Here is a 13,773-nt window from a genome sequence, read left to right on the forward strand (position 1 = left end):
AGCGCTCCTAATGCAAGTAGCAGGTCGTGGTACTAAAACTTAGAGGGTAATTTTCTGATCTTCCGGACGGATGATCTTGGTGCGCATAACGGACTCGTTTAGACCCAGCTGGCGATCCAGTTCCTGAGCCTGCTCAGGAGTAGTGTTGAAATTGACGACGGCGTAGATTGCCTCGTTTTTCTTCTGGATTTCGTAAGCTAGGCGACGACGACCCCAAACATCGAGTTCGTCAACGGTTCCGCCATCCTTGATCACGGTGTCAAGGTATTTACGCAAAGTTGGTTCAACAGTACGCTCGTCTAGTTCTGGATCGAGCATCACCATTAGTTCATATGCACGCATGCGAACCCACCTCCTCTGGACTGGTGGTCACGGGATTTCCGTAACAGGAGGTTCTTAGTGCAAGCGTCTCAACCCATCTGGAGTCAAGACAGCAACCTCGCCATTATAGCGGAGCCCCGGTCAAAAACTAAACTCGCGTGGGCCGCTGCACACTATCTCCAACGACGACGCCGGGTTCCCACTACGTGAACTTTCAACTTTCGAGCCTCAGGACCTTGACGCCACCTTGGAGCAGTCTGTGGAATAGGACTGTTTTGAGTTGTGTTGACTAGGTATTTCGAGGTGCATCTGGGTGGGATCTATAGCCTTTGACCATGCCACTGCTCAGGCTCTCATCAGCGCGTTAGAATCTGCCGATGAGCGGGTTCATCATCAAAGCATGCCGTGGTCTGACGCCGTCGACACCGCAAAGGATGAATTCGATGGCGCGTACTCAAGGTTATTCAGTAGCAATGCATCGAGTGAACAACGCGACCGCTCCGAGGTCTGTTTCCACCTGCTAAATGTACTCCGACAAGTCCAGTACGCTCAGGAAGACGCCAGAGCAGAAGAAGAACGTTTAGCCGCTGTGACTGATTGGGAGCAGCGCTACGCCGTGTGGCAAGCGGATGCAGATTCTGACCCCGCATGGTGGAGGTCGTTCACGGACCCACAATACGGCGGGCTCATGTGGTCGAAACCATCGCAGACGCCCACCCGGCGTCCCACGATCCAGTCGGAGGTGGCGGTTCGGGACCGGGACCGCGTGAGCTCGGGTAGCGCTGACGCCGTCAGCTCGGCATCACCGTCAAACCTCCGTAGCTTCGTGGCAATTGCCGAACGCTGCCATGGCATCGTCGAAGAAGAGCTAGAAACCCTGCGGACGGCGTGGCCCAGTTTTCTCAGTAACTGTTCGTGGGTCATCATCGAGACGTTCACACTATTCGATGCGCTTGCCCAGTACCTCGAACATGCCAGACTGGAGGCTCGTTGGATCAGCCAAATCGCCGATGCGTTCGAAGTGGCTGGCACCGGTGAACTCTCCAATGACATGCTCGACGCACTTGCTCCGGCACTTCATACCACAGCGATGAGTAACACCCAGCTGCTACAAACGCTGGCGACCGCTGACCGTACGCAACTGGCAAAGCTCATGAACAGCTCACCGGCTTTGACCCATCAGCTGCAGCTGATGGACCCTGGGACCATTAATGCATGGTGGCACCGGCTAGCCGAAACGCCTGCATCCAATCAACAAACAGTACTGTGGGAAACACTGCCAGAAGTCTTCGGCAATCTCGAAGGGATTCCCTACCACATCCGTCACAGTGCGAACGAACGAGTACTCAAACGAAACATCCGGGATCTGAACGCACAGCTGAGCGCTCTCGCCTCCGATCGGCGAGAAGCTCTACAGAATGCTGGTCACTCTCCGACTCGTCCGCAGTCTGTGCTTCTGCCAGTCTTCGCCAAAGAACGAGAACTCAACGCACAATTAGAAATACTCGAGCAAATCTATCGCTCGGCTCAGGCTGAGGGTGGTCAGGCGCCACGACAATTGATCTCGTTGACGAATGATCACCCTCCACTCGCTGCAGTCTCCATCGGTGATCTAGACACCTCTACGAATGTCACGTACTCGGTTGCAGGTATAAACAGCAGTACAAAAACTATGGAAAGCTGGACGGACTCCACCCAGAACATTCACGATGAAGTTCATGCCGGAGGCGACGCGGCCACTGTGGCTTGGATAGGCTATGAAGCCCCGGTGTCTCCACCAGGCTCGTTGGGTGTTTTACACAATGACAAGGGCCAAGCCGGGGGAGATAACCTGACCAAGGCGCTTCGGGGGCTGGACGCCGTCCGAGGCCCGGATGATCCCCAAGTAAACGTTATGGCACATTCATATGGGACGACGACGGCAGCTTTCGCCATGTCGCAACCCGACATTGCCGTTGACAACCTGATACTGGTGGGCTCTGCGGGACTGCCAGATCACATTCGCAATGCCGACGAGCTGAACGCCGACACGGTCTACGCCGGGCACGCCAGAGATGTCTACCCGTACATCGATAGCGACGGGGGTGATCAGTGGGCATGGATGGGACGCGATTTCAGTTCTGGTCACGGTGTCAACCCCATAGATGATGATTTTGATGCGATTACCTTCGGGACTGACTCTGAGGCAGAAGGGGTAGGAGATCCGGTGACTACCCACAGTGCGCGCGACGACGACGTCACCGGCTATTATGAGCGGCATTCCGAATCCCTCCGCAATATCGGCTACATTCTGCGAGGCGAACCGGAAAAAAGAGCGAACACGTTGAGAAGGGACTTACGCTGTTTCAACGGTCATTGCTTGGTCCAGGAGCACTATATGTCCCGTAAAAACTCGTCACCGCGAAGTCAGCCACGCTATCGTCCTCTGGTGATCTCCGTGAGTTGTCTCATCTCCGCGATATTTCTCTCTACAGGGTGCACAGCAACTTCGACCCAGGAGCCCGTCATGGATGTTATTGAACAGCGCGATGCCGTGGTGAACTTCGTCATCAACACCACTGAACAACTCGACGTCGAGGGATGGGAGGCCCGTCACGGTGTGGCCAGTGCGCAAGGTTGCAACGGCCAGGACGGGGAGGAAGGTGCGGCATATCATTTCGACCTGTCAGCAGACCGGGGGACCGCACACGAGGTAGACGCACAGCAGGTAGTGGAGTACTGGGAGTCGTTGGGCATGGAGGCCCGCGTGGTGGATCACGGCGGGTATCCCACCGTTTATGCAACCGGCGGTCCTGTCGAACGGGCCAGCTTTACCACCGATGCGGCCGGCGAAACCTACCGGGTGGGGGCGGTTGCACACTGTGCCCCGGGCAATGCTGGAGAACTCAAAATGGAGTATATCGAGCGCCGCAACAACGGCGAGCGGTTCCCAGGCGATGAGTACGTACCAGACGAAAGTCTTGCTCAGTAATGAATCGCCAGCTGTCCAGAGCGACCAGCTGCGTCGACGATTGGGGAGAAGAGTGTTGCAAACCTACCGTCAAAAAACAGTGTTGAGTACTACGTTAATCACGACGGCACTTATTGCGACAGGCTGTGCTCTGACGACAGCTCAACAATCTGGCAAGGATGCCGTCGAACACCGCGATGTTGTTGTCAATCTCGTCATTGAGACCACGGACCAACTCGAGGTCGAAGGCTGGGAAGCCAGCCACGGTGCTGCCACCTCCGAAAGATGCACCATGATGGACGGCACTGAAGGTGCAGCATATAAATTCAGTCTGTGGGCTGATTCAGGAACAGACCATGAAGCCAGCGCCCAGCACATCGTCGAATACTGGGAATCCCTTGGAATGGACACCCGTATCGAGGATCACGGTGGTTACCCCGTGGTGTATGGCACCGGCGGCCCCGTCCAACACGCCACCTTCGACACCATGGCTGCCGGTGAAAGCTATCGCGTGCTCGCCGTCTCGCACTGTGCCCCGGGTGATACAGCGAAACTCAAGACTGAATTTAATGAACGCCGCAAAAATGGCGAGCGGTTCCCCGGCGATGAGTACGTTCCCGAAGAACACATTAGCGACGAATATAAGTGACGACCACTCGAAAGAATCCGAGAATCCTACTAGCCACCTCCCTGCGCCGCACTGCTATGAGCGCTGGTCTGCTGGCGACATTGCTCTTGACGACGAGTTGCACCGCAACGAGCCAGGAATCTGTTGTGGACGTCATCGAACAGCGTGATGCTGTGGTGAAATTCGTCATTGACACCACCGAGGTCTTGGATATTGACGGGTGGAAGGCCAGTCACGGTGCCGCCCGCGCTCAAGCCTGCACCCTCGACAACGGGGACGAAGGCGCAGCGTACCAATTCACACTGTGGGCTGAACCGGGGACAGAGCACCAGGAAAACGCACAGCGCATCGTCAAATACTGGGAATCGCTCGGGATGGAAACCCGCGTGGTGGATCACGGCGGCTATCCTGCGGTATATCCCACCGGGGGCCCGGTGCAACGCGCCAGTTTTGCAACCAATGCCGCCGAAGACCATTATCAGGTCGGAGCAAGTGCCTACTGTGCCCCAGGTGATGCAGCGAAACTCAAGACCGAATTTAATAAACGCCGCAAAAACGGCGAGCGGTTCCCCGGCAATGAGTACGTGCCTAAAGAAAACGTCAGCGAAGAACATAAATGACCCATCGCAAGAATTCTCCAAGAAGCCTCCTGCTTGCAAGCTCACTGCGCTGCACTGCTATGGGGGCGGGTATGCTGACGACGTTGCTGTTGGCCACCGGTTGCACCGCAGCTTCGAATCAAGAATCCGTCATGGATGTCATCGAACAGCGCGATGTTGTTGTCAGCTTCGTGGTGGATACCACTGAGCAATTAACCGCTGGGAATTGGGAAGCTAACACTGGCACAGCATCGCCACAAGGGTGCACTTTGGACAATGGTGAGGAGGGTGCCGCTTACACGTTTAAGTTGTGGTCCCCAGAACGCTCAGATGATCCCGCGGCTGACGCTCAAAAAATCGTCGAATATTGGGAATCGCTAGGAACTTCAACCCGCGTAGTAGACCACGGCGGATCGCCAGTCGTCTACGGCACAGGTGGACCCGTACTACGAGCCTCTTTCAGCACCGATGCGGCAGGTGAGACCTATCGGATTGGAGCGATCGCTAAGTGTGCGCCTGGCGATGCTATCGAACTGAAGCGTGAAGCCAACGAAGGTCGCAAAGACGGTGAACGCTTCCCCGGCGATGAGTATGTGCCCGAAGAAAATGTCGACGACGTCTACAGAAATCAATAGCAGTACCAATGGCTCCTAGCTAGGCTGGGGTACGTAGTGTACGACCACTCGGACCCGGTAAGGAGCCAGTGATGAGCGGACGCATTCCCGATCGATTTGTCCGGTTCCCGGTGAACTTCCAAACCTGGAAGTACCTCACGTTCCTGCACTGGGCCTATGCTCCGGCGACCATCCAAGCGTTAGTACCCAATGGACTCACCGTTCAACAGTGGGACGGCAAAACCTGGGTCGGTATTACACCATTTCGCATGACCGACATCCGCCTGCCTGGACTCCCGGCGCTACCGAGTTGGCGGTCGTTTCCGGAGCTGAATATTCGGACGTATGTGCGCACGGCCCACGGGCGCGACGGCATTTGGTTTCTGGGGTTATTGGTACCGCGATTGAGTTTCAGTGCTGCAGCACGCAGCATTGGGCTGCCCTATCAACGGTCATCCTCACATGTTTCTGCCGACGGATCCCACTGGAAGTATCGGTTCGACACCCCGCATCCGATGCGGCTAACTCATCATGACTGGTTTTCGGCTTCCGTCGAGGTGGGGGGCGGCTGGCCGAAGCGGATCGGACACCGTGGCTAGAAAGTGTAACTGGACGGTGGACGGCGTTTCACCAACGTGCCGGGATTCTGTGGGGGACACCTGTGTACCACGATCCGTGGGAACTGTGCTCTGCGAGCGCCGTCGGAAATCTCACCGCACCGCTGCGCGCTGCGCTGGGCGGGCCTACCGGAGCCCGACGGCGAACCGGCCGTGCACGCAGCAAATGCGGTGCACGCCCGGCTCGGGTTGCCTCGGTGGGCGTAGGTTCACGGTTGCGGTTTAGGGTTCTTCGAGGAGTTCGGTGACCAGGGCGGCGATGCGGCTGCGCTCGGATCGGGTGAGCGTCACGTGTCCGAACAGCGGGTTGCCCTTGAGGATTTCGACTACGGCACCAACGCCGTCATGCCGACCGACTCGCAGGTTATCGCGCTGGGCGACGTCGTGGGTGAGGACAATTTTCGAGTTCTGGCCCATGCGCGACATCACCGTCAGCAGCACGTTTTTCTCCAGGGACTGGGCTTCGTCCACGATCACCCAGGCGTCGTGGAGACTGCGGCCGCGAATGTGGGTAAGCGGCAGGACTTCGAGCAGGCCTCGCGCCATGACCTCTTTGAGCACGTTCTCGCTGACCAACGCACCCAGGGTATCGAAGACCGCCTGGGCCCAGGGGTTCATTTTTTCTTCTTCGGTGCCGGGCAGGTAGCCGAGTTCTTGACCCCCGACGGCGTAGAGCGGGCGGAACACGATAATTTTCTTGTGTTCGCGGCGTTCCAGCACGGTTTCCAGGCCGGCGCACAGGGCCAGTGCGGATTTGCCGGTCCCGGCGCGACCACCCATGGACACGATGTCGATGTTGCGGTCTAGCAGCATGTCGATGGCTAGGCGCTGTTCGGCCGACCTGCCGTGGACACCGAAGACTTCTCGGTTGCCACGCACAACCTCAACATATTTGTTCGACGTTGCATCCGTTTTGACCCGGCCCAGGGCCGATCCTTTGGACGATGAGATGATCAGCCCCGTGTTGGTGGGCAGGTCGGTGGCGTCGTCGAGCTCAATGTGCTCGCCATCGTAGAGATTGGCGACCTGCTCTTCGGTGGCTTCAATCTCGGCCAGGCCGGTCCATCCGGAATCGGTGACCCACTCGTTGCGGTACTCATCGGCGTCCAGACCCATGGCTGCGGCCTTGACGCGCATGGGCAGGTCCTTGGAAACCACGGTGACGGTGCGGCCTTCGTCGGCGAAGTTCTTGGCCACCGCCAGAATGCGCGAGTCGTTGTCGCCCTGGCGGAAGCCTGCCGGCAGCACGGTTTCGGTGATGTGGTTCAGTTCCACTAGGAGGTGGCCGCCGTCGTCGTTCAGTGAGATCGGCTGGTTCAGCGAGCCGTGGCGGATGCGCAGATCGTCGAGTAGGCGCAGCGCGGAGCGGGCGTAGTAGCCCAGTTCTGAGTCGTGGCGTTTCTTTTCTAACTCGGTGATGACGACGATGGGGATGATCACTTCGTGTTCGGCAAAGCGCAGGATGGCCTTGGGGTCCGATAACAGCACGGAAGTGTCGATGACATAAGACTTTTGCGCCACGGCCGTTTTTACGGCGGCGTCAACTTCGTCTTCAGGAATGCCAGTTGGTGTATTGAGCGGGGCCACGGTGTCTCCAGACCGAAGACGGCGGCAGGTCCGGTGCCAAAACTGTGGACGAGTGCATCGGATTCGAAACTCTTCCCCAAGGTCGAATTCAGCGTCAGCGCCCAGTGGTTTTGGAGCGGGTGCCAGCCCGTCTTCACATCGATTCGCGGGTGGGCTTGGTCTCGGTCGGCCCTGAGCCTTGCTGGCAGCCAGGAACCGTACCGGCCCCTCGTCTGCCTTGGCATAAACCTTTGGGCCTTCCGGTCAGGTTGTTCTGACACTTCTCAATCTACGGGGGCACGGGTGCTACAGGAAGATTCGCGAGGCAAAAGCCGGGTTACATTTTGATAAACAGTTGATAGCGTACGGCTCAACCCCGGGCATCACACCGAGTCGTGAGCGGTGTCAAAGCGTTCGCGAGATGCCAGCACATCACCCGCGTAAGTTTCGGCCCAGGTGCGCAGTGCGCCAAGCGGCAGAATCAGGGTGCGGCCCAAATCGGTCAGCTCATAGTCGACCCGCACCGGCATCTGGGCTGCATCGACGTGGCGTGAAACCAGTCCGTCGCGCTGCAGCGAGCGCAGGGTTTCGGTAAGCACTTTTGACGAGATGCCGGCCACCGATTTCTTCAGCTGGGTAAACCGCAGCGGCCCATTGGCTAACACCGGGACAATGTGTGGTGTCCAGCGGTCGGTCGCATGGCGCAGCACACTGCGCGAAGGGCAGCCGTCAACGCTGGTATCAAAGGACAGTTGTGGCGATTGAGTCATTATTGCAGGTCCCCTCTAGTTACGTTGAGGTATCCGGTTACTCTTGGTTACCGTAGTGTCCGAAGAGCATGTTACCAACTCGATTCATGGAGGACATAATGCAGATCGCAGTACTCGGAGACACCGGCATGGTCGGTTCGCGCGCCATCGCAGAAGCCACCAGCCGCGGCCACCAGGTCACCGGATATTCCCGCAATGGTGAGAATCCGCTGGACTTTTCCGACACCGCAAAGGTCGTGGAGATCATCAATAACCCGGACACCGATGTGACCATCATCGCCGTGGTCTCGGGCCGCACGGGATCCTATGCCGACGACGTCGCCAACCACAAAGCACTCATCGAAGCCGCTCCAACCGGCCGTATCCTGGTGGTCGGCGGCGCAGGTGCACTGCAAGCTGATGAGAACACCTTGTTGGTCGATGCACCAGGTTTCCCAGAAGAGTACAAGCCCGAGTCGCAAACCTTCGTCGAAGTCCACAAGCTGTACCAGCAGGCCGATGACCTTAACTGGACCATGCTGGCTCCGGCCCCAGAAATAGCCCCCGGCGAGCGCACCGGTGAATACAACGTTGCTATGGATTATCCCGCCGGCGCATCGATTACCGCAGAAGACTTCGCAGTGGCCCTGATCGATGAGGCAGAAAACCCTCAGCACACCGGAACCCGGTTTACTGTGGCGAACTAGCCGTCCTGTCGAAAAGGGGGGAACCGTTGCGTGAGGATTGCTTCAGGCGCAGGTTCCCCTTTTTGCTACGGGGATTAAGTCCGCGTCGTCCCACTTAGAAGCTCAACGATATATTTCGCGACGATGTCCAACGCGTAGCACTAAGATGACAAGCTCAGTGTCGTACACGTCGTAGACAATGCGATAATCTCCAACTCGGATGCGCAATTCTCCGGCACCGCCTTGTAGTTGGATACATCCGGGTGGACGGTGATCCTTAGTCAATTTTTCTATGGCGTTTAGTAGGCGGCGCGCTACTGGCTTGTCGAGTTTGCTCAACGCTTTCCGGGCAGGTGGTCGATAACGGATTGCGTATGTCATAGTCTTCTAGTCATTAAAGCCCTAACTCAGCGATCAGCTCCTCATGAGAAACTGTGGGACCCGGATCTTTGCGAGCGTCAGCCGCTGCACGAATGTCTTCCTGATCCTCCAGTGCAGCCATTGCGCGATCGAATAAATCCGGGGAGACCAGAACGGCACGCCGAGTGGCACCGCGAGAAGTAATTTCAACGGGCTCTCGCTGCGCAGCAGCGATGTAGTCGCTTTGATTATTTCGGAACTGCGAGAGGGTAACAGATGTCATAGATCAATTGTACTTCTTGTACAAGTTGTACTCAACTGTCTCCGTTCTGAGAGTAGTCCCCATGACGATCATGGCCTCAGCCTGCGGGAATCTTTCCATGCATAAACCCACACGGCCTCGGTGGTTTCAGAGGGAACGATCGTAGCTGTCTACGGAGTTTCTGCTAGTTCGGGCTGTCGCGGTCGTGGGATGACTAGAGGCCAAGTCCTGCGCCCAGCACAGGCCAGCTACAGGGCTTCGTCAGGAGATCACAATATTGAAATTGGGATCTCCAGGATCAAGCACTGACGTCAGTTCCGTTAGGACGTTCTGGTTTCCTTTCAAGAACATACCTTCAAATTCGGTCTCACCGGCTAGTAATGAGAGGAACTGGAGTTTGGATAACGACAGATGAAGTTGCGCTTCGGATTCGTTGTCCTCTTCTTCCTCATAAATCAATACCCCATTACGCAAAGTAACCCGAAAACTGCGATTGACATCATTGAAGTCAACGCTAAAACTAAGATCCAAGTCCCAGGCACGAGGCCCGTCCACGGTGATCGCTATGGCATCAAATATCTGCTCTGGACTCAGTTGCTCCAGAATAGCTGGAGCATTAGCAGTGGTTGGGGGTACCGAAGTTACCCTTACGTAATTCGGAAGCTCCAGACAGAAAGAAATTGCGCCATGTGCCGTTTTCAGAGCCATACCCCAGTTGCTCCAAGGTATCGGCATAGAGTTTGGCTGCGGCCGGGTGATCTTGATCGACGAACACTGCGTGGTCTAGCAATGTTGCAGCCCACCGATAATCGCCCTGATCGTATGCTTCGTGAGCGATTTCAACTACACGATCGATTCCTCCGATGGCAGCCACGTACCGTTGAGCCAATTCTTTAGGCGGATGCGGCCATAAACGTGCAGGGTTGCCGTCAAACCATCCCATATACCGCTGATAAATCGCCTTAACGTTATGCGAAACGCTCCCATAATAACCGCGGTTACTCCATTCCCGGTCCAACGCTGGTGGTAACTGGATGTCCTCGGCGATTTCAGATCCGGTGAGTCCCTTATTGAGCATTCGCAGCGTTTGATCATGTAGATATCCATAGAGATCTCGCTGCAGGCTGAGCAAATGTAGGATGCTTTCTCTGCCCCACGTTGGCCAATGATGCGATGTAAAAAGTACCTCCGCGCGATCCCCGAAACGTGAAATAGCTTCCGTCAGATATCGGGACCATACATGTGGATCTCTCACCAGAGCACCGCGCAACGTTAGCAGGTTATGTTGAGTGTGCGTAGCGTTCTCAGCCATGCACAGCGCTCGGTAGCGGGGGATGTAAAAATGCATTTCAGCGGGGGCTTCGGTACTTGGAGCCATTTGGAACTCAAACTCAACGCCGTCAATGTCAAGAGTCTCGCCGGTTTCATGAATCTCCAGGCTTGGAGGAATGATGCCCGCATGCCCAGTAGAAGTCGTCTGACCCAGCCCTGCTCCGACCGACCCCTTGGGCCCGCGCTCGAGCGAGGCACCATACATATAACCGGCACGTCGTCCCATGGCGGTGCCAGCATACACATTCTCCGCAATGGCATGCTCCAAAAAGCCTTCAGGAGCGATGATTTTGATCGAACCAGCCTCAACCTCGGACGGGTTGACGAGTCCGAGTACCCCACCAAAATGGTCGACGTGGGAGTGAGTAAAAATAACCGCAACAATTTTTCGTTGGCCCCGATGCGCGCTGTAGAGGTCCAAAGCTGCCGCAGCAGTCTCCGCAGAGATCAAGGGATCGATGACGATGACACCAGAGTCGGTTTCTACTAATGACATTACTGATAAGTCGAATCCACGGACTTGGTACAGGCCCTCGACAACCTCAAACAGCCCATGCTTGGCTACAAGTTGTGATTGCCTCCAGAGACTCGGGTTCACCGATAACGGGGCGTCACCTTCAAGGAAGTCGTAACTTGCTATATCCCAGATGACTTTGCCGTCTGCGTCCTTGATGGTTGGTTCGTCCAAAGTCCCAAGAAAGCCTCGACTCGCTGCTTCGAAATCGTCCACGTTCTCAAACGGAAGGCTACGCAGCACAGCAGCGTGATTTTCTCGAATCGTCTGGGATGGTTCATTGTGTTCCACTTTGTCCTCCGTCATGTCGAAATGTCGGGTGAAGCCCAGCAGGTCGGCTCCGCAAGCGATAGACGTCGATAGGACCTTATTGCAGGGTCTTTGCTTTCAGCTGCTCAAATTCAGACTGTGCAATGGTTCCGGAATCCAAAGGTATCCTTGCCCTGTCAATCTCGTCAGTCGGGCTAGATCCAATCAGATCCTTTATGAAATTTTCAGTCGCGTTATGGCCCAGGGGCCTGTTCCTGGCTGCGCTCAGCTATGCCGTTGTTTCGGGATAGATACGAATGTTGAGAGACTGGAGAAAAACCAAGAAGAAGTACCAAATAATCACTCAGAAATCATGCCAGAAAGCCGCTGGATCACTCCTTTATTTGCACACGCTTTGATACTCTCTTAGAGAGTTGTACTCCGTTTGTACACTCGGCGAATCGTGGCGCACACACCCAAAAAGGGTGAGTTCTTTGACTCCTCGCCTTTTACGTCAATTATCACTTGACTAAGAACCTTCGCCTCACCTCGCTGGCGTGTAGGAGTGACGAGCAGTGGCGAACTAGCTCTAGTGACAAGAAGGTGAACCTGCGCCTAAAGATTATTTGAGGTACAGGTTCCCATCGCATCCCTTCGAAAAGCTTCATCTCTACACCTGCTCCTCGGAGTGAGATGATGATATTGAGCTCGGAGGTGGATGTCATGGAACAGATTCTTCTTCGCGGCCTACCCGCGGGAACCAAAGCTGCATTACGTGCGCTAGCAGAACGCCATGGTAGATCCGTTGAAGCGGAAGTCCGTGCAATTATCGCCACGGCTTTGGAACGCGAACCCATCAGCATTAACGATCTGTTGAGCATGGATGAGGGAGCTGAAATCGAATTTGAGCTTCAGACAATTCACCTGAAAGCTCGCGAACCAGAACTATGACCTACTTATTAGACACCAACGTAGCGTCGGCATTGAGAATCCGGGGGCGCAACCAAGCGGTCGAGGCTTGGGCCGCGACGATTCCGAACCTCTTGGGATTCACTGTCTCAACCCCTGGGATCACCAGACTGCCTGACGTCTGAACGGTCCAATTCCCGGTCGTATTGCCGACCTTCGAATTCATCGAGCATGTCTCAGTGATCAGGAAGCGACGTCACGGTAAAGATCCATCCGGGGCCTAACGTGCCGGCGACAAATAAACCCGTGTTTTCCACAGCGAACTTAGGCTTGGAGGTCCTGCAAGAACGCACCGGCTAGCTTGGCCAGGTATTCAGGGTCTTGGGCGCCACACATTTCGCGCACCGAGTGCATTGACAACAGGCCAACACCGGCGTCGATAGTTTCAATACCCAATCGGGTCGCAGAAATCGGGCCGATGGTTGAGCCAGAAGGCTGCGTATTTTTGGAAACAAACACCTGGTGGGGGATACCGGCCTGCTCAGCCCAGTGATTGAACTGTGCGGCGCCGCGACCATCCGACAGGTAGCGCTGGGTGGCGTTGACCTTCAAAATCGGGCCGTGATTTGGCTTCGGCTGATGTTCCGGGTCGTGACGATCCGCGTAATTCGGGTGGACCAGGTGCCCGCCGTCGGCCGAGAACAGTTTCGAATGCGCAATAATCGATCGGTGCAGGTGCACCGGGATGCTCTGACTGGCCATGATCAGGGTCAGCATTTCATCGAGCATCGGTCCGCCGGCACCCGTGCGGGTTTCGGAGCCGACTTCCTCGTGGTCAAAGGCCGCCAGTACGGTAATGTGTTCGGATTCGGCATCCAGCAGTGCTCGCAACCCGGCGTGCACCGAGAGTAGATTATCCAGGCGCGGGGCGGCAAAGAAGTCGTTGTCGATGCCGAGCACGGCAGGTTCTTGCGTGTCGGTTAGCACCAGGTCAAAGCCCTTGATATCCGCCGGGTTAACCTCTGCGTGTTGGGCGATCGCGGCGAGAATATCGACGTCACCACCAGCACCGACTATGGGCACCAGGTGCTGCTGGCGGTCAAGTTTCAGACCGTCGTTGACGTTGCGATCCAGGTGAATGGCCAGCTGCGGGATCCGCGCCATGGCCGGTGTACGGACCAGGTGTGCGCCGTCGTCGGTAATCAACCGTCCGGCGAAGCCCAGGTCGCGGTCCAGCCAGGAGTTGACTAACACGCCGCCGTAGATTTCCACGCCCACGCGGTTGTAGCCCCTGACTTGCACAAGTTTAGTGACCCGTTTTAGGTTGTGAGCTTGAGTCGGTCCAGGATGTGGGCTGCGCCGGGGGTGATGTCTGGCGGGAAGGTGATTTCGTGGTCGCCGATGCGGCCGGTGAATT

At 56.3% G+C, this 13,773-nt stretch carries 15 protein-coding genes; 7 read left to right on the top strand and 8 right to left on the bottom strand.

All coding sequences use genetic code 11. The features are described 5' to 3' along the window. Positions 1-39: 39 nt before the first annotated feature. Positions 40-342 carry a 30S ribosomal protein S6 gene (gene rpsF, locus A6F49_RS02995; protein ID WP_043055445.1) on the bottom strand — a complete coding sequence of 101 codons (303 nt, stop codon included), beginning with the start codon at positions 340-342 and terminating at the stop codon, positions 40-42. A gap of 292 nt (positions 343-634) precedes the next feature. Between rpsF and A6F49_RS03000 the strand changes: the two genes are divergently transcribed. From A6F49_RS03000 to A6F49_RS03020, 5 genes are all read left to right on the top strand, one after another. Further along, positions 635-3,292, top strand: coding sequence for an alpha/beta hydrolase (locus tag A6F49_RS03000; RefSeq protein ID WP_043055444.1), 2,658 nt, complete (start codon positions 635-637; stop codon positions 3,290-3,292). Between the two features lie 82 nt (positions 3,293-3,374). After that, positions 3,375-3,920, top strand: coding sequence for a hypothetical protein (locus A6F49_RS03005; protein ID WP_150119366.1), 546 nt, complete (start codon positions 3,375-3,377; stop codon positions 3,918-3,920). Further along, positions 3,917-4,519 (top strand): hypothetical protein, encoded by a 603-nt coding sequence (locus A6F49_RS03010; RefSeq protein WP_150119367.1) that lies wholly within the window; start codon positions 3,917-3,919, stop codon positions 4,517-4,519. Before A6F49_RS03005 ends, A6F49_RS03010 begins: the two co-directional genes overlap by 4 nt. A gap of 71 nt (positions 4,520-4,590) precedes the next feature. Continuing rightward, complete coding sequence (locus A6F49_RS03015; RefSeq protein WP_150119368.1) at positions 4,591-5,133, top strand: hypothetical protein; 543 nt, start codon at positions 4,591-4,593, stop codon at positions 5,131-5,133. A 71-nt stretch (positions 5,134-5,204) separates the two neighbouring features. Beyond that, on the top strand, positions 5,205-5,711 hold the full coding sequence (locus A6F49_RS03020; protein WP_052499931.1) for a DUF2071 domain-containing protein: 507 nt from the start codon (positions 5,205-5,207) through the stop codon (positions 5,709-5,711). A gap of 240 nt (positions 5,712-5,951) precedes the next feature. Here A6F49_RS03020 and A6F49_RS03025 read toward each other — a convergent pair whose 3' ends face one another. Both A6F49_RS03025 and A6F49_RS03030 read right to left on the bottom strand, forming a co-directional pair. Beyond that, complete coding sequence (locus A6F49_RS03025; RefSeq protein ID WP_067605530.1) at positions 5,952-7,289, bottom strand: PhoH family protein; 1,338 nt, start codon at positions 7,287-7,289, stop codon at positions 5,952-5,954. A gap of 389 nt (positions 7,290-7,678) precedes the next feature. Next, positions 7,679-8,065 carry a winged helix-turn-helix transcriptional regulator gene (locus A6F49_RS03030; protein WP_043055439.1) on the bottom strand — a complete coding sequence of 129 codons (387 nt, stop codon included), beginning with the start codon at positions 8,063-8,065 and terminating at the stop codon, positions 7,679-7,681. Between the two features lie 98 nt (positions 8,066-8,163). On the opposite strand from A6F49_RS03030, the gene A6F49_RS03035 reads away from it, so the two are divergent. Beyond that, positions 8,164-8,751 carry an NAD(P)-dependent oxidoreductase gene (locus tag A6F49_RS03035; RefSeq protein WP_043055438.1) on the top strand — a complete coding sequence of 196 codons (588 nt, stop codon included), beginning with the start codon at positions 8,164-8,166 and terminating at the stop codon, positions 8,749-8,751. A gap of 102 nt (positions 8,752-8,853) precedes the next feature. Here A6F49_RS03035 and A6F49_RS17225 read toward each other — a convergent pair whose 3' ends face one another. From A6F49_RS17225 to A6F49_RS03045, 4 genes are all read right to left on the bottom strand, one after another. After that, positions 8,854-9,111: a type II toxin-antitoxin system RelE family toxin gene (locus tag A6F49_RS17225; protein WP_082911556.1), complete on the bottom strand. Its 258-nt coding sequence runs from the start codon at positions 9,109-9,111 to the stop codon at positions 8,854-8,856. Positions 9,112-9,124: 13 nt separating this feature from the next. Next, positions 9,125-9,373, bottom strand: coding sequence for a type II toxin-antitoxin system Phd/YefM family antitoxin (locus A6F49_RS03040; protein WP_043055437.1), 249 nt, complete (start codon positions 9,371-9,373; stop codon positions 9,125-9,127). Between the two features lie 240 nt (positions 9,374-9,613). After that, complete coding sequence (locus A6F49_RS18385; protein WP_327019935.1) at positions 9,614-10,087, bottom strand: alkyl sulfatase C-terminal domain-containing protein; 474 nt, start codon at positions 10,085-10,087, stop codon at positions 9,614-9,616. Then, a complete protein-coding gene (locus A6F49_RS03045; protein WP_235604840.1) occupies positions 9,969-11,489 on the bottom strand; it encodes an alkyl/aryl-sulfatase in 1,521 nt (506 codons plus the stop codon). The genes A6F49_RS18385 and A6F49_RS03045 overlap by 119 nt, the downstream gene beginning before the upstream one ends. Positions 11,490-12,170: 681 nt before the next feature. Between A6F49_RS03045 and A6F49_RS03055 the strand changes: the two genes are divergently transcribed. Continuing rightward, entirely contained in the window at positions 12,171-12,398 is a 228-nt protein-coding gene (locus tag A6F49_RS03055) for a FitA-like ribbon-helix-helix domain-containing protein (RefSeq protein ID WP_043055435.1), read from the top strand. Between the two features lie 282 nt (positions 12,399-12,680). Here the strand turns inward: A6F49_RS03055 and A6F49_RS03065 are convergent, their stop codons facing one another. Further along, positions 12,681-13,658, bottom strand: coding sequence for a M18 family aminopeptidase (locus A6F49_RS03065; RefSeq protein ID WP_161485764.1), 978 nt, complete (start codon positions 13,656-13,658; stop codon positions 12,681-12,683). Positions 13,659-13,773: the final 115 nt, after the last annotated feature.

It is taken from the genome of Enteractinococcus helveticum (assembly GCF_001657475.1).
GTDB lineage: Bacteria > Actinomycetota > Actinomycetes > Actinomycetales > Micrococcaceae > Yaniella > Yaniella helvetica.

Coding starts and splice junctions, on each gene's coding strand:
- rpsF (WP_043055445.1), bottom strand. CDS start 342: ATGCGTGCATATGAACTAATGGTGATGCTCGATCCAGAACTAGACGAG.
- A6F49_RS03015 (WP_150119368.1), top strand. CDS start 4,591: ATGCTGACGACGTTGCTGTTGGCCACCGGTTGCACCGCAGCTTCGAAT.
- A6F49_RS03020 (WP_052499931.1), top strand. CDS start 5,205: ATGAGCGGACGCATTCCCGATCGATTTGTCCGGTTCCCGGTGAACTTC.
- A6F49_RS03030 (WP_043055439.1), bottom strand. CDS start 8,065: ATGACTCAATCGCCACAACTGTCCTTTGATACCAGCGTTGACGGCTGC.
- A6F49_RS03035 (WP_043055438.1), top strand. CDS start 8,164: ATGCAGATCGCAGTACTCGGAGACACCGGCATGGTCGGTTCGCGCGCC.
- A6F49_RS17225 (WP_082911556.1), bottom strand. CDS start 9,111: ATGACATACGCAATCCGTTATCGACCACCTGCCCGGAAAGCGTTGAGC.
- A6F49_RS03040 (WP_043055437.1), bottom strand. CDS start 9,373: ATGACATCTGTTACCCTCTCGCAGTTCCGAAATAATCAAAGCGACTAC.
- A6F49_RS18385 (WP_327019935.1), bottom strand. CDS start 10,087: ATGCCGATACCTTGGAGCAACTGGGGTATGGCTCTGAAAACGGCACAT.
- A6F49_RS03055 (WP_043055435.1), top strand. CDS start 12,171: ATGGAACAGATTCTTCTTCGCGGCCTACCCGCGGGAACCAAAGCTGCA.